We start from the raw sequence: 23,639 nt of genomic DNA on the forward strand, positions 1-23,639 counted from the left end.
CTCGCATATTGCCAAGCCCGCCACACAAGCGATTGACCGAGATCAAGTTTGGCCTCATTCTTTGCCCTAACAATCGCATGTATTGCGCATTGGGCTTGAGCTAAATCATGTTTGGCGAAGCCGATAAGCGGCGATCAGACGTTCGAATCGCCGCCTTGCCCCGAACAGATGCCGACAACGGCGCCTGCCCACTGCGATATGCGTCATCCATAATGCACTCTATGAACGTCACCGTACCTATCAAGATTGAACCGCTCAAGGTCGCCTGCTCCAGCTGCAATTTGCGCGAGCTTTGCCTACCCGTGGGCTTGTCGTCGGGTGACCTCGAGCAGCTGGACGAGCTGGTTGCCACCCGCCGCCAAGTGTCGCGCGGCGACACCTTGTTCCGTAGCGGCGATCCGTTCCAGTCGCTTTACGCGGTGCGCACCGGCTTTTTCAAAACCTGTGTCTCGTCGGAAGATGGCCGCGACCAAGTCACTGGCTTTCAAATGGCGGGCGAATTGCTGGGCCTGGACGGCATCAGCACCGACCGCCACAGCTGCGACGCCGTGGCGCTCGAAGATTCCCAGGTCTGCGTAATTCCCTTTGAGCAACTGGAAGAGCTGTCGCGCGAGTTCACCGATTTGCAGCGCCAGTTCCACAAGATCATGAGCCGGGAAATCGTGCGCGACCACGGCGTGATGCTCTTGCTGGGCAGCATGCGGGCGGAGGAACGCCTGGCAGCCTTCTTGCTAAACCTGACCCAGCGCCTGCAGGCGCGCGGCTTCTCCGCCGCTGCCTTGGTGCTGCGCATGACGCGCGAAGAAATCGGCAGCTATTTGGGCCTGAAGTTGGAGACGGTCAGCCGCACCTTCTCAAAATTCCAGGAAGAGGGCCTGCTGGAAGTGAAGCAACGCCACTTGCGCATCCTTGACCAAGCGGGCCTGCAAAAGCTGGTGAACAACGGCGCCTGCTAAGCCCTAGGCTTAGCGGCTGCTGAGCCGCGCCAGCGGCACAATAAAAGAAGGGCTGAGTGGTACTCAGCCCTTCTTTCTTTCATTCAGGCATTCAGCATTGAGCGCCGCCCGAGCGAGCGGCCTACTTCGACCTACTGCGGCCATCGCCGCGGGTGAATGGCTTGAGGTGCATCAGGCGTCTCCGGCAAGGTGGCCAGCATCAGGCTGATGCTGGATGCCAAGCTGATGACGCTCCAAAAAATCAGAAAGCTGAGCGTGTAAACGGCCTGGCGGGAGAGTTCCATACGCTCGCCGCCGAACCAGGTCAGATCGCTGGGGTCAACCACCGAAAACACCAAACCCTCGGTCACCCCTGCCATCACAAAGGCCGGCCAGGCAATGGCCATCGCCCAGCGTGCCAACCTGGACGTAGGTGGCGGCAGATCCACCGCAAAGGTGGCGTCATCCGACTCAACACGATTGCGGGGCTCGGTATTCATCTTATTGCGTACCAGTGGCAGCGTGATTGCGGCCCTTCATGGCCGGTGCCAAGGAGGCCGGAGCGGCTTCCTTGGAAGCCTTGCCCACATACGTGGTCTGCACCTTGGACTCGTCCAGCACCGTCTCGGGGAAATGCAGGGCCAGGTACAGGGTCACAAAGCTGGCAAGCACCACCAGACCCGGTCCACCCCACACCAGCCACATGAACTTCTCACGCCACCAGGGGCTAGAAGACTCGGTCTTGCTCTTGTTTTCTTGACTCATTGCGTCAACTCCTGCTTTGCAAGGACTTCTTATTCAAAAATTCGTTCGCGCTTAGCGCGGCACGACAAAGGTCGATTTTTCCTTGATCTCGATCTTGCCGCTGGCCACACCTGCTTTGTCAACCGCCTGTCCCATCAAGGCAAACGAGATGGCATGCGCGCCGACACCGGCCTGCGCCGCCGACTCCGGCGGAATACGCACCGCCACCGACACCCAACGCGCTTCGGCCGGCGCCAAGACCAAGCTCACTGGCTTACCCAAGGCGATGCCTTCCATGCCCTTGACGCTGACGCTGAACTGCTGCGCGCCCTCGGTCGCATTCATGATCTGCAGGCGATAGAGGTTCTCGATATAGCCGTCTTCCACCAGGCGGGACAGCACGCCGCGGTCACGCACCACATCCAGTTTGACGGGGCTGCGCAAGAACAAGAGGCTGGCCAACAAAGCCGTACTCAAGGTCACCAGCACCACGCTGTAAATGATGACGCGAGGGCGGAACATGCGGCGCAGCTTCTGCGCCGGGCTGAGATGCTGGGCCAGGCCGTTCTGGGTGTCGTAACGAACCAGCCCGCGCGGGTAGTTCATCTTGTCCATCACCTGATCGCAGACGTCCACGCAGGCGGCGCAGCCAATGCACTCGTATTGCAGGCCCTTGCGGATATCAATGCCGGTGGGGCAGACCTGTACACACAAGGTGCAGTCGATGCACGAACCCAGGCCGGCGGCCTTGGCATCGACCTTCTTGCCACGCGAACCGCGCGGCTCGCCACGCTCTTGGTCGTAGCTGATGATCAGGGTGTCTTTGTCGAACATGGCGCTTTGAAAGCGCGCATAAGGACACATGTATTTGCAGACCTGCTCGCGCATATAGCCTGCGTTGCCGTAGGTGGCAAAACCGTAAAACAGCACCCAGAACCATTCCCATGGGCCAAAGCCCAAGGTGAAGGCCGAAGCCCACAGTTCTTTGATGGGGGTGAAGTAGCCAACAAAGCTGAAGCCGGTCCACAAGCCGACCACGATCCAGGTCAGTTGCTTGCCACTCTTGCGCCACAGCTTGTTGAAGTTCCAGGGCGAAGCGTCGAGTTTCATGCGCGCTTGGCGATCACCCTCGAACTGCTTCTCGATCCACATGAAGATCTCGGTGTACACCGTTTGCGGGCAGGCATAACCGCACCACAAACGCCCGGCCACCGCAGTGAACAGGAACAGGGCATAGGCCGAGATCAGAAGCAGACCCGTCAGGTAGATAAAGTCCTGCGGGTAAAGCACCAGGCCAAAGATATAGAAACGCCGGCTGGCAAGCTCAAACAGAACCGCCTGCCGGTCATTCCACTGCAGCCAGGGCAGGCCGTAGAAGAGCAACTGGGTGAACCAGACCAAACCCCAGCGCCAACGAGCGAACACGCCCGTCACCGAACGCGGGTAGATCTTCTTTTGTGCTTCGTAGAGGTTGACGATCTCAATGACCGTCTCCTTGCCTGCCGAAGATTTACCCGTGGCCGTCTGGCCCACCTCTGCACTCATCTCAACCTACTTTTTTCAGCCCTACATCACTTGGCCGCAACGGCCGAGCTGTTCGACAGACTCCAGACATAAGCACCCAGCACATTGATCTGCTCGGGGCTCAAGCGGCTGGCTTGTGCCGGCATCAGGTTGTTTTTGCCGTTGTTGATCATGGCGATCACAGCATCTTCACCCCAGCCATGCAGCCAGATCTTGTCGGTCAGGTTGGGCGCGCCCAGAGCCTGGTTACCCTTGCCGTCTGCACCGTGACAGGCCGCGCAGGCACCGAACTTCTCCTTGCCCAGCTGTGCAGCAATGGCATTGTGCGCGCTGCCCGACAGGCTCAGCACATAGTTAGCCACATTGCGCACATCGGCAGCGGAACCCACAGCAGCGGCCATCGGCGGCATGATGCCGTTACGACCGTTGGTGATGGTTTGCACGATGGTGTCGTGGTTACCGCCGTAGAGCCAGTCGTTGTCGGTCAGGTTCGGGAAGCCCTTGCTGCCCTTGCCGTCGGAGCCGTGACAGCCTGCGCAGTTATTGGCAAACAAACGCTCACCGATGGCCATGGCCTCCGGGTTCTGCGCCAATTGATCTGCCGGCTTGCCGTTGAACTTGGCGTAGACGGCACCCATGGCTTCGCGTGCCTCGGCCTGCTCTTTGTCATAGGCACCGGCGCTGCTCCAACCCAGGCTGCCCTTGTGGGTGCCCAGGCCGGGGTACATGGCCAGGTAGATGCCGGCGAAGATCACCGTCAGCACGAACAGAATCGCCCACCAGCGCGGCAGGGGATTGTTCATTTCACGCAGATCTTCGTCCCACACATGACCCGTGCTGTTGTCGTTCGCCATGACTCGGTGACGAGCCGCAACACCCAACAAGACCAGGCAGAAAACCAGACCGGCAATGGTGCCGATGGCAACGAAAAGCGACCAACCATTCGAGAAAAAGTCACTCATTGAGACCTCCCGCTAACTTCATCGTCGAGCGGCAGCTGGGCCAACTCGTCGAAACGATCCTTGTTGCGGCTGGAATAGGCCCAGCCGACGATCAAGAGAAACACAACCATCGAGACCAAGGTCACGATGCTGCGCAAGATATTGATGTCCATGACTTGATGCCCTTCCATCACTTCACCGTGGTGCCCAGCACTTGCAGATAAGCAATCACGGCGTCCAGCTCGCTGGAACCCTTGACAGCTTCCGCTGCGCCAGCGATCTCGGCGTCCTGGTAAGGCACACCGACGACACGCAGGGCGCGCATCTTGGGTGCCAGCTCAGCCGGGTCAAGCATGGCCTTGGCCAACCAGGGGTAGGCGGGCATATTCGACTCGGGCACCAAATCGCGCGGATTGGTCATGTGGATGCGATGCCACTCATCGCTGTACTTGCCGCCAACGCGGTGCAAGTCGGGACCGGTGCGCTTGCTACCCCACTGGAAGGGGTGGTCATAAACGAACTCACCAGCCATCGAGTAGTGGCCGTAACGCAGGGTCTCCGAGCGGAAGGGGCGAACCATCTGCGAGTGGCAGTTGTAGCAACCCTCGCGGATGTAGACATCGCGCCCAGCCAGCTGCAGCGGCGTGTAGGGCTTGAGGCCCGGCGTCGCTTCGGTGGTGGAGCGTTGGAAGAACAGGGGCACGATCTCGATGGCACCGCCAACGATGACGGTTGCCAACACCAGCGCAATCATCAGGAAATTGCTGGTCTCGATCTTCTCGTGGCCACTGACCTTATGTTCTGTGCTTGCCATTTTCTTGTTCTCCTAAACGTTCAAGCGTGTGCCAGCACGGCAGGGATGCGCACCGGCTCAGCACGGCCAACTTGCACCGTCTTCACCACGTTCCAGGCCATGATCAACATGCCGCCCAGATACAACAGGCCACCCAACAGACGCACAACGTAGAAGGGGAAGGTTGCCTTGACGCTTTCCACGAAGGTGTAGACCAGGCTGCCGTCAGGGTTGACCGCGCGCCACATCAGGCCCTGCATCACACCGGCAATCCACATCGCGGCGATGTAGAGCACGATGCCCAGCGTAGCGACCCAGAAGTGCAGCTCAATCGCCTTCTTCGAGTACATCTCGGTGCGACCAAACATGCGCGGGATCAGGTGATAGAGCGAACCCATCGAGATCAGACCCACCCAGCCCAAGGCACCCGAGTGCACGTGGCCAATGGTCCAGTCGGTGTAGTGGCTCAGCGCATTGACGGTCTTGATGGACATCATCGGACCTTCGAAGGTCGACATGCCGTAGAAAGACAGGGACACGATCAGGAACTTCAGGATCGGGTCGTCACGCAGTTTGTGCCATGCACCCGACAGGGTCATGATGCCGTTGATCATGCCGCCCCAGCTCGGTGCCAGCAGCACCAGCGAGAACACCATGCCCACCGATTGCGCCCAGTCAGGCAGCGCGGTGTAGTGCAGATGGTGTGGGCCCGCCCACATATAAGTGAAGATCAGCGCCCAGAAGTGAACGATGGACAGGCGGTAGCTGTAGACCGGGCGACCCGCTTGCTTGGGGATGTAGTAGTACATCATGCCCAGGAAGCCGGCAGTCAGGAAGAAGCCCACGGCATTGTGGCCGTACCACCATTGCACCATCGCGTCTTGCACGCCGGCGTAGGCCGAGTAGCTCTTGAACAGCGAGACGGGGATCGCCGCGCTATTGACCAAGTGCAGCAGTGCCACGGCGATGATGAAGGCGCCGAAGAACCAGTTGGCCACATAGATGTGCTTGACCTTGCGGGTGCCGACGGTACCGAAGAACACCACAGCGTAGGAAACCCACACCAGCGTGATCAGGATGTCGATGGGCCATTCCAGCTCAGCGTATTCCTTGCCGCTGGTGATGCCCAGTGGCAGGGTGATCGCTGCGGACAGGATGACCAGCTGCCAGCCCCAGAAGGTGAACCAAGCCAGGCCGGGCGCGAACAAACGCGTCTGGCCGGTGCGCTGCACCACGTGGTAAGCCGTCGCAAACAGCGAGCAGCCGCCAAAGGCGAAGATCACCGCATTGGTATGCAGGGGTCGCAAGCGACCGTAGCTCAACCATGGGATACCCAGATTAAGTTCTGGCCATGTCAGCTGGGCGGCGATGATCACCCCCACCAACATGCCCACAACTCCCCAAAGAACGGCGGCGAGCGCAAAGGCCCGCACCACTCCATCCTCGTACACGCTTCCGGTTGGTAGACCCGGTGCAGCAGACTTTGCCATTTGTTTGGCTCCTTGCGGCTTATAAAAGTTCTAAACGACTATCTAGACGTGGGCGATTCTTGGACGACGCCCGGCGTAGGAGATTGACCTTCATCAACCCCCTGCACTTCTTCAAAAATTCGCCCCCCTTCACGCTCCAAATCGTCCAGCTGACCGTTGTTTATTGCCCAACCAAAGACACCAACGATCAAGAGCACGAGCAGTACCGAGATAGGGATCAGCAAATACAAGATATCCATACTCAAGCCCCCGCCTTAGACGGCAGGGCTAACCTTTGCGCATTCAACACCACGAAAACGGAACTGGCCGCCATGCCTAAGCCCGCGGCCCAGGGCGGCAACCAGCCCACCAAGGCCATAGGGATGCAGGCCAGGTTGTAGAGCGCCGACCAGGCGAGGTTCTGGCGGATCACGCGGCGGGTGCGCTGCGCCATCTCGCAGGCATCCGCCAAATCAGTCAGCCGGCCCGACAGCAGCAAGGCATCGGCCGATGCCCGCGCCAGCATGGCGCCCTGCCCCATCACAAAGCTGGCGTCGGCCCGCGCCAAGACCGGCGCATCGTTGATGCCGTCACCCACCATCAACACGCAATGCCCCTGGGCCTGCAGGGCCGCCACGGTGGCGAGCTTGGCATCCGGATTGGCATTGCCTTGGCTGGACTGCACGCCCGCCTCCTGCGCCAGGCGCTCCACCCGGTCGCTGGCATCCCCCGACAGCAGCAAGGTACGCAAGCCCAAGGCATGCAAGCGCTGCAAGGCCATGCGCGCATCGCTACGCAAGACCTCGCCAAAGCGTAGATGAAGCAAGCGCCCAGGAGCGCCAAAACTGAGCTGGGCGCCGAGCGATGGCTCAAGCAAGCCGTCTTGAGCCACCCAGTCTGGCCGCCCGAGGCGCAAGACCTGACCCTGCGCATCACGGGCCTGCAAACCCAGGCCAGCAAACTCCTGCACCTCGGTCCAGGCAGCATTTACGCCAGGCAGCTCAGTCGCCTCTCCTGCGGCCGGCGCCAAGGCGCGCGAAAAGGGATGCTGGGAGTGCGCCGCCAAGCTACGCGCCATCGCCAGCAATTCATCCGCTGTAGCTTGGCCCGAGACAGCACTGCCGCCCAGTTCACCCGGCACCCAGTGCTGCAACAGTTCCATGCGGTCTTCGGTCAAGGTGCCGGTTTTGTCCAGCACCACGGTATCCACCCGGCACAAGGTATCGAGCACATCCAAGCGCACCAGCAACAAGCCGCGACGCGCCAGGGCCGAGGTGGCCGCCAGCCAAGAGGATGGCGTGGCCAAGGACAAAGCACAGGGGCAGGTCACGATCAGCACCGACACGGCCACCCAGACGGCGCGCGAGGGGTCGATGAAGCTCCAAACAGCAGCGCCAGACGCCGCCAGCAAGAGCACGGCCCACAAGAAAAAACCGGCAAAGCGATCGGCCAATAGCGTCGAGGCCGGGCGCTGCGTTGCCGCGTCGCGCATCAGGCGCACGATGGCCTCATGCCGGGTATCCACCCCCACTCGCAGCACCCGCATCACCAGCGGCGCCTGCAAATTCATGCTGGCGGCCACCACCTCGTCGCCGGCCGCCTTGAGCACGGGCTCGGACTCGCCACTCAGCAAAGCCTCATTGGCCGCGCTGCTGCCGCTTTCCACCACGCCATCAGCCGGAAAGGCCTGACCAGCGAAGACACGCACCCGGTCTCCCACGCGCAATCGCGCAGGTGCTACTTGGCTGCTGCGGCCATCGGGCTCCAGGCGTTCCACCATCTCGGGCAAGGCCACGCTGGCCTTTTCCAGCGTGTCGGCCGCGCGGTGACGGGCGCGCAATTCCAGAAAGCGCCCGGCCAAGAGGAAGGTCACGAACATGGTCAGCGAGTCGAAATAGACCTCGGCGCCGAAATGCCCTTGCGGATCAAACAGAGCGCCGCTGCTGGCCACAAAAGTCACCGCCATGCCCAAAGCCACAGGCACATCCATGCCCAGGCGGCGTTGGCGCAATTGCTGCCAGGCGCCAGTGAAGAAGGGGCCGGCCGAAAACAGCAATACCGGCAAGCTCATCACCCAGCTGGCCCATTGCAGCAAGCGGGCCAGGTCAGGGCTCAGGTCGCCCGGCTCGGCAAAGTAGGCCGGCGCGGCCATCATCATCACCTGCATCATCAAGAAAGCCGCGACGAAAAGCCGCCACAGCGCCTGGCGCTGCTCTTTCTCGCGCAAGGCGCGCGCCGGCGCTGCGGCATCAGGCGCTGCGCCATAACCGGCGCGCTCAATGCAAGCCAGCACCTCGGCCAAGCTATTGCGCTGGGGTGACCAGCGCAGTTTCAGGCGTGCGCTCGCGGCGTTCACCGCCGCGGCCTCCACGCCAGGCAAAGTCATCAAGGCCCGCTCGATGATGCCCGCGCAGGCGGCGCAATGCAGGCCAGAAAGCTGGAACTGAGATTCGGCCAGCGCATCGTTGCTCGGCTCCAGTTGCAACTCCCCACCCGGCCCGATCCAGCGTGTAAACGAACTCAGCAGCAGCGGATCGTCCGAAGACGGCTGCGTGGCCATGGAAGCAGAGAGTGTGGAGGCTGTGGTCATCGTCAGGCTGGCAGGAGGCGCAAGGCTGGAAGACGCCTCAGGCACCATAATCTAGGCGCACCCGCAATCTGTCCACATGATATAGATCAAGACTCACATGCCAAACAAGTTTTTACTCGCCCTGCTGCTGAGCGCCTGTAGCCTCTTGGGCACAACAGCATCGGCCCAGGACCGGGCCCAACGCCTGCCCACCACCCAACTCAGCGCTGGCATGCACCTGATCAATGCCGAGGTGGCCCGCAGCTTCGAAGAGCGCCAAATTGGTCTGATGAACCGCCCCAGCATGCCCGTGGGCGACGGCATGTTGTTCGTCTTTGAGGAAGCCGGCCAGCAGTGCTTCTGGATGAAGAACACCTTGATACCGCTGTCCATCGCCTTCGTGGCCGATGACGGCACGGTGGTCAATGTGGCCGATATGCAAGCCATGTCCGAGGTCTCGCATTGCTCCGCAAAGCCGGTGCGTTATGCGCTGGAAATGAACCTGGGCTGGTTCGCCAAGCGCGGCATCAAGGCCGGCTTCAAATTGCGCGGTGGGCCCTGGAAGTCTTGAGGCCTTAGCGACAGAACTCCCGAACGGCCAAGACGGGCACCCAGCTACATCACCCTCGCCATTTGCGATCCCTGGACGATCACCCGACTGAGCAAGCCGCTGTCAACCTAGTCGGTTTGACCATATTGAGGAGGCTGGGCGCTAGGTGAAACGTCACGGCAACACCCACAGGCCAGAGTTAAACCGCGTCTAGAAAAGAGACCAGCATGAACATTTCAGAGCTACTTCGTTGGCAGTGGGAGGGCTATTCCCGCTACCACCAGTCGCGAGCCAACTTACAGTTGCATATTGTGATGGTGCCACTCTTCCTGCTCGGCAATACAGTGCTGATCTTCGCCCTTGCTCAAGGGTTCTGGCTCGTGGCGATGCTTGCAATTGCAGCAATGGTGGTTTCGATTGCCACGCAAGGGCGTGGGCATGCGACGGAGCGGGTTCCTCCTGAACCTTTCACAAGCAAGTCCAATGCGGTGTCGCGCATCTTGCTCGAACAGTGGGTCACGTTTCCACGCTTTGTTCTCACTGGCGGCTGGCTAAATGCACTGCGTCGCACAGCAGCACCCTAGCCCTTGCTGAAAGCGGGCGCCTTGCCCAGCCCATAGGCTTGATGCAGGCAGAACAGCTGACTTGATCGCAGCTTGCCCACCCATCCTGCAATCACTGCGAGTCTCGCGCGCAAAAAAACCGGCCTTAGCCGGTTTTTCGTTTAGCCCGATCAACTCAGGCCATTTGAGTCGCATGCTCAGGCGAAATTGGCCTGTGCGAATTCCCAGTTAGCCAGGCTGTTCAGGAAGGTTTCCACGAACTTGGGGCGCAGATTGCGGTAGTCGATGTAGTAGGCATGCTCCCACACGTCGATGGTCAGCAAGGCCTTGTCGGCCGTGGTCAGCGGCGTGCCGGCAGCACCGGTGTTGACGATGTCAACCGTGCCGTCAGCCTTCTTGACCAGCCAGGTCCAGCCGGAACCAAAGTTGCCAACCGCGCTCTTGGTGAAGGCTTCCTTGAAGGCTTCGAAGCTGCCGAACTTGGCGTTGATGGCATCAGCCAGCGCGCCGGTCGGAGCGCCGCCGCCATTGGGCTTCATGCAGTTCCAGAAAAAGGTGTGGTTCCAGATCTGGGCGGCGTTGTTATAGATCGGGCCGGAGGCCTTCTTGACGATCTCTTCCAGCGACAGCGCTTCGAACTCGGTGCCCTTTTGCAGATTGTTCAGGTTGACCACATAGGCGTTGTGGTGCTTGCCGTGGTGGAACTCCAGCGTCTCGGCGCTGTAGTGCGGGGCCAGGGCGTCCTTGGCATAGGGCAAGGCGGGCAAAAGATGTTCCATGAATCAACTCCTCGTTGCGTAAAAAATCTGAACCTACAGGATCACGCGGATTGTAGGCAGCTTCACCCCAGACCCGCGCTAAAACCGGCACTAAGCCCCTGCGCGAGTACTGACAACTTGCATCTGCGCCTCACCATCGGCCAGCACCGCATGCACTTGCTGGCCGGCACTGAGTTGGGCCACCGAACTGAGCGCGCGGCCCTGGCCATCGTCCAGCCAGGCGTAGCCACGCGCCAGCACTTGCTTGGGGTCCAGGGCGGCCAGACGGGCCTCCAGGCCCTGCAGACGCATGGCTTGTTCATGCAGGACTGCCGGCGCGGCGCGCAGGCGGCGCTGGGCCAGATTCTCTAAGCGCTGCTGCTGCAGGGCTTGGGTGCGCGGCAAGACCTGACCCCAGCGCTGGCGCAGCAGGTCGAGCTGGCGGCGCTGCCGGCTCAGCAACTCACTGGGCCGCGCCAGACGGAGCGCCACCCGATCCAGCCGCTGGCCCAGGGCGTCCAGCCTTTGCTCCAGGCGCCGGCGCAGGGCTGTTTCCACTACGTTCAGGGCATCCAGGCTGGCCTGGCGCGAGGGCGCGGCCAGTTCGGCCGCAGCGGTGGGCGTGGGGGCTCGCAAATCAGCGGCCAGATCGGCCAGGGTCACATCGGTTTCATGGCCCACGCCGCAGATCACCGGCAAGCCAGAGGCCGCCACGGCCCGCACCACCCGCTCATCATTGAAGGCCCACAAGTCTTCCAGCGAACCGCCACCGCGCACCAGCAACAAGGCGTCGAGCCCGTCCTCCGCAGCGCGGACATTGGCCGTCGTCAAGGCCTGCACCAGTGCGGCCGGCGCTTGCTCGCCCTGCACGAGGCTGGGGTAGATCACCACCCGCACATGCGGCGCGCGGCGCGCCAAGGCCGTCAGCACATCGTGCAGGGCCGCCCCCGCCGTGGAGGTGATGACGCCCAGGCAGCGCGGAAACACCGGCAAGGCCCGTTTGTACTGGGCATCAAACAAGCCCTGCGCCTCTAGCTTGGCTTTGAGGCGCAAGAACTGCTCGTACAAGGCGCCGGCGCCGGCGCGGCGCATGCCCTCCACCACGAACTGCAACTCACCCCGGGGCTCGTACAGCGTGACCCGGCCACGCATCTCCACCAGGGCGCCGTCGCTGGGGCTGAAGTCCAGCAAGCCGGCTGCGCGGCGGAACATGGCGCAGCGCAGCGTGGCCGTCTGGCCGTCGGAATCTTTCAGGCTGAAATAGCAGTGACCGCTGGCTGCGCGGGTGAAGCCCGAGATCTCGCCTGCCACCACGCAAACCGCAAAGCGGGTGGCCAGGCTGTCGGACACCGCCGCCAGCAAAGACGCCACCCCCCACACGAGGCGCGGCGCGGCCCCTTGAGCACGCTCATTCATGGCCACAAGGCGGCTCCAAGCATCACGGCAAACAGGCGGTCTTCCACAATTTCGCAGCGGCAGGCAAGACCTGGCACTGCGGTCGTCACGGAACTGTCATTCGCACATAAACGCTTGTTCTTCAAGTTATTTTTTCCTGCTCAAGATTTAAGCAATTTATCCAAAGCCTTGATTTTTCAAGGCCTGCGGCCCGTGTGACGAGGTTTGCCCACAAAGTTATCCACAGCTGCGGTGGATTGTTTGCCGAGCAAGTTGAGGCGTAGTGAAAGCCGCCTTTGCTTCAGGCCATAATCGCGCGCATTCACTTGCTCCGCACCGGCCAGCGCATCTGACTGGCCAGGGGCTGGATCAGGCTTTTTTCGACAGGGGTCGTCTTTGTTTTCCATCATACAAGCCGCTGGCTGGCCAATCTGGCCCTTGCTGATCTGTTCCGTCCTGGCCTTGGCCTTGATCATTGAGCGCCTGTCCAGCTTGCGCGCCAACCGCATCGCGCCGCCGCGCTTGTTGGAAGAGGTGCTGGGCATCAGCCAGCAAAGCCTGCCCAATGCCGAGCTGATCAATCGACTGGCCGAGAACTCGGCTCTGGGCGAGGTGCTGGCCGCCGGCCTGCGCGCCGCCAGCAACGAGCCCGACCTGACCGAGGACAAGCTGCGCCAGGTCTTCGAGATCGCCGGGCGCCGCGCCATCCATCGCATGGAGCGCTACCTCAACACCCTGGGCACCATCGCCACGGCCGCGCCCCTGCTGGGCCTGCTGGGCACCGTGGTCGGCATGATCGAGATCTTCGGCAGCCAAGGCCCCACCGGCAATAACCCGACGCAGATGGCCCACGGCATCTCGATTGCGCTCTACAACACCGCCTTTGGTTTGATGGTGGCCATTCCCAGCCTGATGTTCTACCGCTACTTCCGTGGCCGGGTAGAAGACCGGGTGATGGAGATGGAGCAAGCCAGCGATCGCCTGCTCTCCCACCTCAAGCGCTTCCTGGCCTGAAGCTCGAGCCGCAGAGTCCGCCATGAAGTTCAGACAGCGCCAACGCGAAGAGCCTGAAATCAATCTGATCCCTTTCATCGACGTCTTGTTGGTGGTGCTGATCTTTTTGATGCTCTCCACCACCTACTCCAAGTTCACCGAGCTGCAGGTCAGCCTGCCGGTGGCCGATGCCGAGCAGCTCAAAGACCGGCCGCGCGAGATCGTCGTCGCGGTGGCGGCGGATGGCCGCTATGTGGTCAATGCCCAGCCGGTGGACGGCCGCTCGGTCGAGCTGCTCAGCGCCGCACTGAGCCAAGCCTCGGGCGGCAATGCCGAGATCATGATCGTGGTGTCGGCCGACGCCGCCTCGGCTCACCAGTCGGTGGTCAATGTGATGGATGCGGCGCGGCGAGCCGGCTTGTCGCGATTGACCTTCGCGGCCCAGTCCAGCGCCCGCTGAGCATGAAGCCCCTGGGCCAGTTGCTGGCCACAAGGCTGCAGCGTGAGTGGTACAGCAAGAGTCGCCAGCCGCCAGGCAAGACCTGGCCCCTGCTGAGCCTGGCCCTGCTGCCGCTGAGCCTGCTCTACCGCCTGCTCAATAGCCTGCGCAATGCGCTCTACCGCCTCGGGTTGCTGCGCGCCGGGACCTTGCCCGTGCCCGTGCTGGTAGTGGGCAACTGGATCGTCGGCGGCGCCGGCAAGACGCCCACGACCCTGGCCCTGCTGGCACTGTGCCAGCAGATGGGGCTACGGGCCGGGGTGATCTCGCGGGGCTATGGCCGCGTGGAAGATGAGGTGGCTTTGGTGACGCGCAGCAGCAGCGCCGCCGCAGTGGGTGACGAGCCGCTGCTGATTCACCTGCGCAGCGGCGTGCCGGTGGCCGTGGGGCGCGACCGCGTGGCGGCCGCCCGCGCCCTGCTTCATGCCCACCCCGAGTTGCAATTGCTGATCAGCGATGACGGCTTGCAACACCTGCGCCTGCCGCGTGCGCTGGCCATTCTGGTGTTTGATGAGCGTGGTATCGGCAATGGCCAGTTGCTGCCCAGCGGACCCTTGCGCCAGCCTGCAGCGGCGGCGACCAAGGCGAACGAGATCGTGCTCTACAACGCCGGAGCACCCAGCACGGCTTTGCCGGGCTTTCTGGCCCAGCGCCGTTTGAGCGGTGCGGTCGCGCTGAGCGACTGGTGGGCCGGTCAGCCAGCGACTCCCGCAGCCTTGCAGGCCTTGCGCGCGCTGCCGGCAGATCAGTTGCTAGCCGCCGCCGGCATGGCCCAACCGCAGCGCTTTTTCGACATGCTCAGCGCCCAGGGCCTGCGCTTCAACACCCTGCCGCTGGCGGATCATTTCGACTTCGCCGCCCTGCCCTGGCCCGCCAGCACCCGCCATGTGCTGGTGACCGAGAAAGACGCTATCAAGCTCGATCCGGCCCGCTGCGGTGCCACCCAAGTCTGGGTGGTGGCGCTAGACTTCTGCCCCGAGCCGGCTTTCGCGCAAGCCGTGCAAGCGCGCTTGGCCGCGCTGGGCCTGCGCCCGCATTGAACCGAACGATTACCGCAAGTTAACTGGACCCCACCCGATGGACACCCGCCTGATTGAAATCCTGGTCTGCCCCCTTTGCAAAGGGCCGCTGGAAGACCTGCGCAGCGCCGACAAGCGCGAGCTGCTGTGCCGCGCCGACCGCCTGGCCTTCCCGGTGCGCGACGGCATTCCGGTGATGCTGGAGAACGAGGCCCGCGCGGTCGATCTCGAAGCCGAAGGCCTCAAGGCTTGAGGGACTGAAGAACCATGAGCTTCACCGTCATCGTGCCGGCACGGCTGGCCTCCACCCGCCTGCCGAACAAGCCGCTGGCTGATTTGGCAGGCCTGCCCATGATCGTGCGGGTAGCTCAGCGCGCCGCGCTCTCACAAGCCGCGCGCGTGGTGGTGGCCACCGATGCGCCCGAAGTGCTGGCCGCCTGCCAAGCCCATCAGGTGGAGGCCGTGCTGACCCGCGCCGACCATGTCTCCGGCAGCGACCGCCTGGCCGAAGCCTGCGAGTTGCTGGGCCTGGACGGCCAGGACGTGGTCGTCAATGTGCAGGGTGATGAGCCCCTGATTGCGCCCGCCATGATCGACGCCTGCGCCGCCAAGCTGCGCGCCAGCCCGCAATGCGTGATGAGCACAGTGGCCCATGCACTGGACGACACGCCCGCAGGCCGGGCCGAATTCGCCAACCCCAATGTGGTCAAGCTGGTCACCGACAAAAACGGACTGGCGCTGTATTTCTCACGCGCACCGATTCCTTTTTGGCGCGACGGCCAAGGCAGCGCCAAACCCGGCTCAGCACTGCGCCATGTGGGCCTCTATGCCTACCATGCCGGCTTCTTGCGTCGCTTCCCCAGCCTGGCAGTGAGTCCGCTGGAGCAGATCGAATCGCTGGAACAACTGCGCGTGCTGTGGCATGGCGAACGCATCGCGGTGCACATCAGCGAAGAGCGCCCCGGCCCCGGCGTGGACACCCCCGAAGACCTGGAGCGCGTGCGCGCCCTGCTGGGCGGCTAGCACCGCAAATTTCGCGGCCCGCGAAGGGCAACCCCGGGCAAATTGGGAGGCAGGTGTCAGCCAAGCGTAGGGCGACGCATGCTATCCTCGGCCGCAGTGAACGGAGGCGCTTGGGCTCAAGCAATTGAGCCAGCAAGCGCCTTTTTAAAGCATCAAGGAGACCCATGCGACTGATTCTTCTGGGCGCCCCCGGCGCCGGCAAAGGCACTCAAGCAGCCTTTATCTGCCAAAAATACGGCATTCCCCAGATTTCCACGGGCGACATGCTGCGCGCTGCCGTCAAGGCTGGCACCGATATGGGCCTGGCCGCCAAGAAGGTGATGGACGCAGGTGGTTTGGTGGGCGACGACATCATCATCGGCCTGGTCAAGGAACGCATTGCCCAGCCCGACTGCGCCAAGGGCTTTTTGTTCGACGGCTTCCCCCGCACCATCCCGCAAGCCGATGCCATGAAGGCTGCTGGCGTTAAGCTGGATCTGGTGTTGGAAATCGACGTGCCCAACAGCGCCATCATCGAACGCATGAGCGGCCGCCGGGTGCACGTGGCCTCGGGCCGCACCTACCACGTCAAGTTCAACCCACCCAAGGTGGAAGGCAAGGACGACGTCACCGGTGAAGACCTGGTGCAGCGCGAGGACGACAAGGAAGAAACCGTCACCAAGCGTCTGGATGTCTACCAAGCGCAGACACGCCCCCTGGTCGACTACTACTCGAACTGGGCCGCCACCGGCGATGCCGCAGCGCCTAAGTACCGCCGCATTGAAGGCGTGGGCTCGGTCGACGACATCACCCAGCGCGCGCTGGTCGCACTCGGCTAAACCACGGTTTGGCGGGTAAACAAAGGGCCGCAGCAATGCGGCCTTTTTTTGACTCAAAATTGACGTTTACGTCAACGTAAACTAAGCCGCCACAGAACTGGTCGCTTTCATTCTTAAATCAGCAAGGAGTTCGCATGGAAATCGCAGGCAAGGTATTCATCGTCACCGGCGGCGCTTCGGGCCTGGGCGAAGGCACGGCACGGATGTTGACGGCCCACGGCGCCAAGGTCGTCATCGCCGATCTGCAGGAAGAGCGTGGCGAGGCCATCGCCAAGGAATTGGGCGGCGCCTTCGTCAAGGCCGATGTGAGCCAGGAAGCCGACGGCCAAGCCGTCGTCGCCAGGGCGCTCAGCCTGGGCAAGTTGTTCGGCCTGGTCAACTGCGCGGGCATCGCGCCGGCCGTCAAGACCGTGGGCAAGGAAGGCGCGCATCCGCTGGCTGTTTTCAGCAAGACCATCACGGTCAATCTGATCGGCAGCTTCAATATGATTCGCCTCGCCGCCGAGGCCATGAGCAAGAACGAGCCTGAGCCCACCGGTGAGCGCGGCGTGCTGATCTCCACCGCCTCGGTAGCAGCCTACGACGGCCAAATCGGCCAGGCCGCTTACGCCGCCTCCAAGGGCGGCGTGGTGGGCATGACCCTGCCGATTGCCCGCGATCTGGCGCGCAACGGCATCCGCAATATGACCATCGCCCCCGGCATCTTCGGCACGCCCATGCTCTTCGGCATGCCACAAGAAGTGCAGGATGCATTGGCCGCCAATGTGCCCTTCCCCTCGCGCTTGGGCACGCCGCAGGACTATGCCAAGCTGGTGCACCAGATCATCACGAATGAGATGCTCAACGGCGAAGTGATTCGCCTCGACGGCGCGATTCGCTTGGCACCCAAGTAATGACCTTGCGGGCCAGATCGCCCGAGCGGTACACCGCGAGTAGCTCTGGCACCAACTGACCAGGCGGCTTTGCGAGACAGACCGCTCGAGCGTACCCGCGAGTAGTTCTGTCACCTACTAGCTAGACGCTTGCGTGCCAGATCGCCCGATCGGTACACCGCGAGTAGCTCTGGCACCAACTGACTAGTGAAGAGATCAAAAAAAAGCCCTGGTGAAATCACCAGGGCTTTTTTTGTACCAGCAGAAAGAAGCTTAACGCTTGCCGCCGCGGGCCTGAATGATCCACAGGCGGGCCAGCTCAGCCGAGCCATCCGCGCCCTTGACGGTACGCCAAGTGGCGGTGGCCTTGCTGCCCTCGCCGGCCATGGACTGTGCCAGGCCGAGGTAGAGCTTGGCATCTTCCGGACGCTTCAGATTGCCCTTCTCAATGCCTTCGGCAATGATCTTGGCGCCCTTGGCGGCCGCGCCCTGGAAGGCGTAGGCCAGGCCCAGGCTGATCTGTGCGTTGCCGTCCTTGGCATCGCTGGCAGCCTTCTCGGTGGTGGGCAAAGCCGTCTTGGCTTCGGCGATGCGCTTGTTCAGCAGGTCCAGCAGACGCTTGTGACGGGCACCTTCGGCACCTTGACCCAAGAGACCGGCGGCCATGCCCTTCTCAACGACCATCTTGCCCTCTTCGGGGTAGCCGGCTTGGGCCGACAGCTGGGCCATTTCGAAGTAGTCGTTACCGTCCTTCAGATTGCCGGTAGCCAGCTTGAGGCGCAGCACGTCCAGGTTGAAGCGGTCAGAGAAGCCCTTCTTGGCCTGCAGGCTGCCCAAAACCTGAGCCCACAGCTCTTTGCTGGGGTAGAAGTTCAGCAGCTTCTCGATGGCCAAGCCTTCGGCATTGCTGTCGCCCTTTTTCTGAGCGGCGCTGAGCAGCAGGTTCAGCTTGTCCTTGGAGGGAGCACGACCGGCCTTCTCATCGGCAGCGATGTCCTCGCTGGTTTCCTTGATGATGGCGGTCATGTCGCCAGACAAGAACTGCGCATTGGTCAGCACCTGCTTCATGGTGGGGCTGTTGCCGCCTTCCTTGAAGTAGCGTTGCGCCCAGCTCAAGGCCTTGGCATTGTCCTTGTTGCGCAGATAGGTGCCGGCGATGGCCTCCATCATGCGCAGCTGATCTGCGGTACCCAGCTTGCCGCTGGCCTTCATGGCCTCAAAGCCCTTGACCATGGAATCGGCATCACCGGCGCCCGAGGCTGCAGCGACGCGCATGCCTTCGATGGCGTAGTTCTCGGTGGCATTGCGGCCGCTCACGCCTTCGGCGTCACGCACCTTGGCCAGCGCTTCCTTGTGCTTGCCCGCCTTGATCAGCGCGCTAGCATCCTTCAGGTGCTTGCCCACATCGGCACGCACGCCTTCCGCCTGGGCTTGCGCTTGCGCAAAGCCGAACTGGCCTTGAGGCGTCGCATTGAAGCCAAAGGCAACCAGACCCAGCGCCATTGCGGCCAGCGTCTTGTTGAGCTTCAAGGCTTTTTGTGTCGCTTTCGTCATCGCTTCATTCCTCGCTTTTACTTTCCTCGATGGCTGCTCAGCTAGTGGCCGAGCAGCGCATGCTTCGATCAGAGAATCACGCGCGCAATCATTGCACAGCGGATAAAAAAAACGCGCCGCCCTTGCGGGAAGCGCGCTACATTTTGCGCATCAAATCATCAATGCCCAATGGGGTACTAGCGGGTCCGTCTTACTTGACGTACTGCTCGTTACCGACCATGCCCATCTTCTTCACGCCAAGGCGCTGCGAAGCGGCCATCACGGCGGCCACGTAGCCGTAGTCCACCAGCTTATTGGGCTTGATGTGAACTTCAGGCTGATCGGGCTCGGCCACGACTTCGGCCAGCTTGGCGGTCACGGCTGCCATATCGGGCAAAGCCACGCCATCCCAAGAGACCGTGCCGTCGAAGTCGATATAGACCTCGTGCGTAACGGGTTCCTTCAGCGGCTGCTGATTGCTCGGCGGCGGCATGTCCAGATTCACGCTGTGCAGCTGAATCGGAATGGTGATGATCAACATCACGATCAAGACCAACATCACGTCGATCAAGGGCGTGGTGTTGACGTCCATCATCACTTCCGGCTCATCGCTACCAGACGAGCTGCCTACATTCATTCCCATGCTTTAGCTCCTGGCCTGACTTCAACCACCGCGCGCCGGAGGCTCGGTGACGAAGCTGACCTTCATGATGCCGGCACGTTGGCAAGCGTAAACCACGCGACCGACGGACTCGTAACGGGACTTGTCGTCGCCGCGCAGATGGACTTCAGGCTGCGGATTCAACACCGCGACCTTGCCCAGGCGCTTGACGAGGTCATCGGTGTCATTCACCAGGGTCGTGCCCCAGTAAATGTCGCCGTCTTTCGAGACCGAAATTTCAATATTTTCCGGCTTGGTGACGCGGACGACGTTGGTCTCTTTGGGGAGATTCAACTTCACCGAGCTGATCACGGCCGGGATGGTGAGTAGGAAGATGATCAAGAGCACCAACATCACGTCCACGAGGGGCGTGGTGTTGATGGTCGAAACCACTTCGTCTTCGCCGGAAGAGGATCCGACATTCATTCCCATGGTGGTTTCTCCGGGCTTTTTAAGATGCGAATCTTGCTGAAGCCAGGACTTAGCGCTTGGAAACTTGACGGTTGCCCATCAGCACGCCGTGCAGGTCGCCAGCGAAGTTGCGCACTTGGGTCATCACAGCCTTGTTGCGGTTCACCAGCCAGTTGTAACCCAGCACAGCAGGCACAGCCACTGCCAGACCGATGGCGGTCATGATCAGCGCTTCACCCACAGGGCCTGCCACCTTGTCGATGGAAGCTTGGCCGGCCACGCCAATGGCGGTCAGCGCTTGCAGAATACCCCACACCGTGCCGAACAGGCCGATGAAAGGAGAAGTCGAGCCCACGGTAGCCAGGAAGCCCAGGCCAGTTTGCACGCGGCCTTGCACGTCGGACACCGAGCGGTCGATGTTCATGGTCACCCAGGTGCTGCGGTCGATGTTTTCGGTCAGCGCGCCTTCATGGTGCTCAGAAGCCTCGATGGCGGAACCAGCGATGTAGCGGAATGCGCTACCTTCGCTCAGGCCCTTGACGCCATCAGCCAGCGTAGCCTTCTTGAAGAAGGTGGCGCGGACGTCCTTGGCTTCCTTGGTCAGCTTGTGGGTGTCCCACAGCTTGGTGATCAGGATATACCAGCTGCCCATGGACATGATCAGCAACAGGGCCAGCACGCCCTTGGAAACCATGTCGCCGTGAGCCAGCATGGCTTGCAGGCCGTACGGATTGTCCATGTGCTCCTTGGCGGGAGCAGCAGGTGCAGCAGCGTCAGCAGCGGCAGGTGCAGCGGCTTCCACAACAGCAGAAGCGGCATCAGCCGGCTTGGATTCTTGAGCGTGGACGGGCGAGAAGCCAATGGTTGCAGCGATAGCAACGGCGGCAACGAGGCCGGAAATACGAGAGAACATGAAGTCAACTCCTACGGAAGAAATCTGAAACTGGTTTGAGAGAACAGGGCTCGGCACTTGCCAAGCCCCTTGTTGGGGTCGAAATACTTGGGCCTTGCCTAAGACTTAATCCGTTTGACGGAATTGGAACTCTTGCTCGATCACCACATCGCCGGGGCACTCATAGGTGTCACGCAGCGTGGTTTCAATCGCCGACACCAAAGCGCGTTGCGCCTTGCGGTCGATACCGGCACGCAGGCTGGTGATTTCCACCGACACCACACGGCCTGCCTTCACCACTGCGATCGCCTTGTACAGCGCGTCGCCGTTCAAGTTGACCGACGGCATTTCAGGCTTGCCCATCTTGGTACACACGGCACCAGCGCGCTGCGGACCAACCCGCGGTGCTGGCGGCGGCGCAGCCACTACAGGAGCGGGTGCGGGTGCTGCCTTGGCGGCTTGCTGGGGCGGTGCCACTTGCGTGGACTGGATCGCCGGCGCGTTGACCGGTGGGGGCGCTGTCACCTGGAACTCCGGCGGCGGCACGAATGGCGGCGGCGGAGCCTTCAGATCCGGTGGCGGCGGCACAACCTTCTCAGGCGGTGGCGGCGGCTTGACCTTTTCCTCGATGACCTTGGTCTCGATCGGGCCCTTCACCATTTCAACGGCTTTGCGTGCCAGACCACTGGCCAATGCCCAGGCGATAAACACGTGAATCAGCACAACGACGCCAATCCCGGTGTAGCGGGATGGGCCGTTCTTCTCCTGCGCAAAGTTCATGCGCGCTCCTTCATATGACTGCGAAATACCTTCATCAACACACCTGGGGAAGACCCGCTCAACGCATCAGCCCACGCAGCTTGCAACTCTCAATTGGCGCTCGATCAACACGCGCTCAGAGCAAAGCAACCGGTGACGCTTACAGCTTGGGGCCAAATAGGCACTAAGCCTTGTTTGGGGCCGCAGCGCCCAAGGCGCTAAAGGCCGAAGGGGCTAAGGCCGCTGAGTGCAGCATGGACACAAATACTCAAAACCCGGGTTCAACGAGAGAGCCCAATCAAAAATCGCCGTACAAAGCACGGCGAAACCGCATAGCGTTCACGAGCAACCCGCCTGAGCCTGCTGCCATCGATTCTTACGGTGCCGCATCATAAGCGAGAACGAAACAGCCACCCTTATGGGGCTTTCCCGCAGCTTACAAGCCGGCATCAGCACACCGCCAGCCCTAGAAATCCAGAGCTAGCCGCATCTGACTAAAGTGGTATTTTACTGGTGTCGACTCAAAGACGCGCCGGTTTCATCTGGGTACTAACCCCTACAAGCACTGTGCGAACAGCGCATTGTTACCAAGCTGTTTCGCTATAGATCAAAGCCGCCGCTGCTTTGGGCGAACTGATTAAAGGCGGATGACATGGCGGTGATCATGGTCCGCTCCGCCTCGCTGAGCTCGGGATGCCAGACGTCGAAGATCAGCACCACGCGCAACAAGTCGCTGTTGTTCCAGGCCTCATGTTCGATGGTGTCATCAAACACCCAAGCCCGACCCGGCTCCCATTGCCGCGTCGTGTTGCCCACACGGAATCCGCAGTTAGGCGGAATGATCAGAGGCAAATGAGTCACCAGGCGCGCATTGCTAACGCCGACATGCGGCGGAATGCGGGTGCGCGGCTTGAGCAGCGAAAACATGCCCACCGGGGTGCGGCCCGGCTGGTCAGGCTGGGGGGCCAAAGCCATGGCGGCCATGGTGGCGGGGCAGCGAGACGCATTCTCCGCAACCGGCAAACCGTCCTTCAGCAAGTGGAAAGCGCTCCACTGGGGTGAGTTATTCAACTCCACCCACTGATTCAGCGGCTGATCCTCGCTGTAACTCAAATAGGGGATAAAGCCCTGCTCGCCTTGCAGCACCGCCAGGAATTCATCGCGGATCTGCTCGGTCCGAGCCTCCAATGCCTCCATCCAGGGAAACTGGCGCCGCTCAAAAAACTCCACCGGCGCCAGCTGAGGGAAGAAATAGTTCATGGGCTGGGACTCGTAGCGCTTTTTGCGGCCGAACATGATGTCCAGCGAGAGTCGAAAGCGATCCAACTCAGGACCCGAGAACTGCGCCGCAGCGTTGGCGATCAAGTTTTCGACCTGATCGCTATAGCTTTGGTTGTAGCGCTCGCAGTAGCGATGCGCTTTGACCAACATGGCGCGGATCGGCGGCGGCAATTTTTCAGCATCGGGAGCAACCGCGACCGCAGCCTGAAACGACTTCGCCGCATCGTGATTGCGCCCCTGGCGCTCGAAGAGGTCTCCACGCATCAACAGTGCCATCAAGTCACGGGCATCGATACACAAAACCTGGAATAGCGCGCGCTCCTCCTTCGCCGCATCTCCTCCCGCGCGATGCAGCATGGCGAGTTGCAACCAATGCTGAAGATTGCTCGGCTCCAGGTCCGTCAATTTCTCAAGGCATTGCTGCGCCAACGTCATATCGCGCGAACCCATCGCCAGTTGCGCCAACAACCGCAGGCTGGGCTGGTGCGCCGGTTCACGCGTCAAGGTGGATTGGAGCAATCCGCTTGCCCGCGCGGTCTGGCCTTGCTGCAAAAGTTGCTGCGCGAGCAAGAAGTCAGCATCGGACTGAGCCGGCTTGGCAGCATTGGTAGGTGCGATGGGGCTATTCATTCGGAGA

Annotated in this window: 28 protein-coding genes; 10 read left to right on the plus strand and 18 right to left on the minus strand. The window is 61.7% G+C overall.

Going from position 1 to position 23,639, the window contains the following annotated elements; all coding sequences use genetic code 11:
- The first annotated feature begins 221 nt into the window (after positions 1-221).
- Positions 222-956, plus strand: coding sequence for a fumarate/nitrate reduction transcriptional regulator Fnr (gene fnr, locus AT984_RS11355; RefSeq protein ID WP_058720190.1), 735 nt, complete (start codon positions 222-224; stop codon positions 954-956).
- 131 nt (positions 957-1,087) lie between these two features.
- On the opposite strand, the gene AT984_RS11360 is transcribed toward fnr, so the two are convergent.
- From AT984_RS11360 to AT984_RS11400, 9 genes are read right to left on the minus strand one after another with little or no spacing between them, the layout of a single operon-like run.
- A complete protein-coding gene (locus AT984_RS11360) occupies positions 1,088-1,435 on the minus strand; it encodes a hypothetical protein (RefSeq protein ID WP_231741403.1) in 348 nt (115 codons plus the stop codon).
- 1 nt (position 1,436) lies between these two features.
- Complete coding sequence (locus tag AT984_RS11365) at positions 1,437-1,700, minus strand: hypothetical protein (protein WP_058720191.1); 264 nt, start codon at positions 1,698-1,700, stop codon at positions 1,437-1,439.
- A gap of 51 nt (positions 1,701-1,751) precedes the next feature.
- Entirely contained in the window at positions 1,752-3,224 is a 1,473-nt protein-coding gene (gene ccoG, locus AT984_RS11370) for a cytochrome c oxidase accessory protein CcoG (RefSeq protein WP_058720192.1), read from the minus strand.
- A 26-nt stretch (positions 3,225-3,250) separates the two neighbouring features.
- Entirely contained in the window at positions 3,251-4,165 is a 915-nt protein-coding gene (ccoP, locus tag AT984_RS11375) for a cytochrome-c oxidase, cbb3-type subunit III (protein WP_058720193.1), read from the minus strand.
- On the minus strand, positions 4,162-4,317 hold the full coding sequence (locus AT984_RS11380) for a cbb3-type cytochrome oxidase subunit 3 (protein WP_058722263.1): 156 nt from the start codon (positions 4,315-4,317) through the stop codon (positions 4,162-4,164). Before AT984_RS11380 ends, ccoP begins: the two co-directional genes overlap by 4 nt.
- Before the next feature lie 17 nt (positions 4,318-4,334).
- A complete protein-coding gene (gene ccoO / locus AT984_RS11385; protein WP_058720194.1) occupies positions 4,335-4,958 on the minus strand; it encodes a cytochrome-c oxidase, cbb3-type subunit II in 624 nt (207 codons plus the stop codon).
- A 20-nt stretch (positions 4,959-4,978) separates the two neighbouring features.
- Positions 4,979-6,427 (minus strand): cytochrome-c oxidase, cbb3-type subunit I, encoded by a 1,449-nt coding sequence (gene ccoN, locus AT984_RS11390; protein WP_058720195.1) that lies wholly within the window; start codon positions 6,425-6,427, stop codon positions 4,979-4,981.
- A 38-nt stretch (positions 6,428-6,465) separates the two neighbouring features.
- On the minus strand, positions 6,466-6,666 hold the full coding sequence (gene ccoS, locus AT984_RS11395) for a cbb3-type cytochrome oxidase assembly protein CcoS (protein ID WP_058720196.1): 201 nt from the start codon (positions 6,664-6,666) through the stop codon (positions 6,466-6,468).
- A gap of 2 nt (positions 6,667-6,668) precedes the next feature.
- A complete protein-coding gene (locus AT984_RS11400) occupies positions 6,669-8,996 on the minus strand; it encodes a heavy metal translocating P-type ATPase (RefSeq protein WP_082679969.1) in 2,328 nt (775 codons plus the stop codon).
- 97 nt (positions 8,997-9,093) lie between these two features.
- Here AT984_RS11400 and AT984_RS11405 point away from each other — a divergent pair, with 97 nt between their 5' ends.
- Both AT984_RS11405 and AT984_RS22495 read left to right on the plus strand, forming a co-directional pair.
- Positions 9,094-9,546 (plus strand): DUF192 domain-containing protein, encoded by a 453-nt coding sequence (locus AT984_RS11405; RefSeq protein ID WP_058720197.1) that lies wholly within the window; start codon positions 9,094-9,096, stop codon positions 9,544-9,546.
- Between the two features lie 206 nt (positions 9,547-9,752).
- Positions 9,753-10,109, plus strand: coding sequence for an Mpo1-like protein (locus AT984_RS22495; protein ID WP_082679970.1), 357 nt, complete (start codon positions 9,753-9,755; stop codon positions 10,107-10,109).
- A 176-nt stretch (positions 10,110-10,285) separates the two neighbouring features.
- Here AT984_RS22495 and AT984_RS23515 read toward each other — a convergent pair whose 3' ends face one another.
- From AT984_RS23515 to AT984_RS22965, 3 genes are all read right to left on the minus strand, one after another.
- Complete coding sequence (locus AT984_RS23515; RefSeq protein WP_058720198.1) at positions 10,286-10,867, minus strand: superoxide dismutase; 582 nt, start codon at positions 10,865-10,867, stop codon at positions 10,286-10,288.
- Positions 10,868-10,957: 90 nt separating this feature from the next.
- Positions 10,958-12,262, minus strand: coding sequence for an exodeoxyribonuclease VII large subunit (xseA, locus tag AT984_RS11415; RefSeq protein WP_058720199.1), 1,305 nt, complete (start codon positions 12,260-12,262; stop codon positions 10,958-10,960).
- A 176-nt stretch (positions 12,263-12,438) separates the two neighbouring features.
- The gene (locus tag AT984_RS22965; RefSeq protein ID WP_197418349.1) at positions 12,439-12,717 is read right to left on the minus strand and encodes a hypothetical protein; all 279 of its coding nucleotides are present in this window, start codon (positions 12,715-12,717) and stop codon (positions 12,439-12,441) included.
- Between AT984_RS22965 and AT984_RS11420 the strand changes: the two genes are divergently transcribed.
- The 7 genes from AT984_RS11420 (at position 12,638) to AT984_RS11450 (ending at position 17,486) form a co-directional block, all read left to right on the plus strand.
- Positions 12,638-13,255: a MotA/TolQ/ExbB proton channel family protein gene (locus AT984_RS11420; RefSeq protein WP_058720200.1), complete on the plus strand. Its 618-nt coding sequence runs from the start codon at positions 12,638-12,640 to the stop codon at positions 13,253-13,255. The genes AT984_RS22965 and AT984_RS11420 overlap by 80 nt on opposite strands.
- A 22-nt stretch (positions 13,256-13,277) precedes the next feature.
- Positions 13,278-13,694: an ExbD/TolR family protein gene (locus AT984_RS11425; RefSeq protein WP_058720201.1), complete on the plus strand. Its 417-nt coding sequence runs from the start codon at positions 13,278-13,280 to the stop codon at positions 13,692-13,694.
- Positions 13,695-13,696: 2 nt separating this feature from the next.
- Positions 13,697-14,773, plus strand: coding sequence for a tetraacyldisaccharide 4'-kinase (gene lpxK / locus AT984_RS11430; protein WP_082679971.1), 1,077 nt, complete (start codon positions 13,697-13,699; stop codon positions 14,771-14,773).
- 37 nt (positions 14,774-14,810) lie between these two features.
- Complete coding sequence (locus AT984_RS11435) at positions 14,811-15,005, plus strand: Trm112 family protein (protein ID WP_058720202.1); 195 nt, start codon at positions 14,811-14,813, stop codon at positions 15,003-15,005.
- A 14-nt stretch (positions 15,006-15,019) separates the two neighbouring features.
- The gene (gene kdsB / locus AT984_RS11440; RefSeq protein WP_058720203.1) at positions 15,020-15,775 is read left to right on the plus strand and encodes a 3-deoxy-manno-octulosonate cytidylyltransferase; all 756 of its coding nucleotides are present in this window, start codon (positions 15,020-15,022) and stop codon (positions 15,773-15,775) included.
- A gap of 164 nt (positions 15,776-15,939) precedes the next feature.
- Positions 15,940-16,593 carry an adenylate kinase gene (gene adk, locus AT984_RS11445; RefSeq protein ID WP_058720204.1) on the plus strand — a complete coding sequence of 218 codons (654 nt, stop codon included), beginning with the start codon at positions 15,940-15,942 and terminating at the stop codon, positions 16,591-16,593.
- A gap of 134 nt (positions 16,594-16,727) precedes the next feature.
- Entirely contained in the window at positions 16,728-17,486 is a 759-nt protein-coding gene (locus AT984_RS11450; RefSeq protein ID WP_058720205.1) for a 3-hydroxyacyl-CoA dehydrogenase, read from the plus strand.
- 252 nt (positions 17,487-17,738) lie between these two features.
- Here the strand turns inward: AT984_RS11450 and AT984_RS11455 are convergent, their stop codons facing one another.
- From AT984_RS11455 to AT984_RS11480, 6 genes are all read right to left on the minus strand, one after another.
- Complete coding sequence (locus AT984_RS11455; protein WP_058720206.1) at positions 17,739-19,019, minus strand: hypothetical protein; 1,281 nt, start codon at positions 19,017-19,019, stop codon at positions 17,739-17,741.
- 190 nt (positions 19,020-19,209) lie between these two features.
- Positions 19,210-19,641, minus strand: a complete 432-nt coding sequence (locus tag AT984_RS11460; RefSeq protein ID WP_197418055.1) for an ExbD/TolR family protein — start codon at positions 19,639-19,641, stop codon at positions 19,210-19,212.
- 21 nt (positions 19,642-19,662) lie between these two features.
- Entirely contained in the window at positions 19,663-20,091 is a 429-nt protein-coding gene (locus AT984_RS11465) for an ExbD/TolR family protein (protein ID WP_058720208.1), read from the minus strand.
- A gap of 49 nt (positions 20,092-20,140) precedes the next feature.
- A complete protein-coding gene (locus tag AT984_RS11470; protein ID WP_058720209.1) occupies positions 20,141-20,983 on the minus strand; it encodes a MotA/TolQ/ExbB proton channel family protein in 843 nt (280 codons plus the stop codon).
- Between the two features lie 105 nt (positions 20,984-21,088).
- Complete coding sequence (locus tag AT984_RS23805; protein WP_058720210.1) at positions 21,089-21,742, minus strand: hypothetical protein; 654 nt, start codon at positions 21,740-21,742, stop codon at positions 21,089-21,091.
- A gap of 579 nt (positions 21,743-22,321) precedes the next feature.
- Positions 22,322-23,632, minus strand: a complete 1,311-nt coding sequence (locus tag AT984_RS11480; protein WP_082679972.1) for an aspartyl/asparaginyl beta-hydroxylase domain-containing protein — start codon at positions 23,630-23,632, stop codon at positions 22,322-22,324.
- Positions 23,633-23,639: the final 7 nt, after the last annotated feature.

Origin of the sequence: Paucibacter sp. KCTC 42545, from assembly GCF_001477625.1 — a bacterium.
In the GTDB taxonomy this organism is placed as follows: Bacteria; Pseudomonadota; Gammaproteobacteria; order Burkholderiales; family Burkholderiaceae_C; genus Paucibacter_A.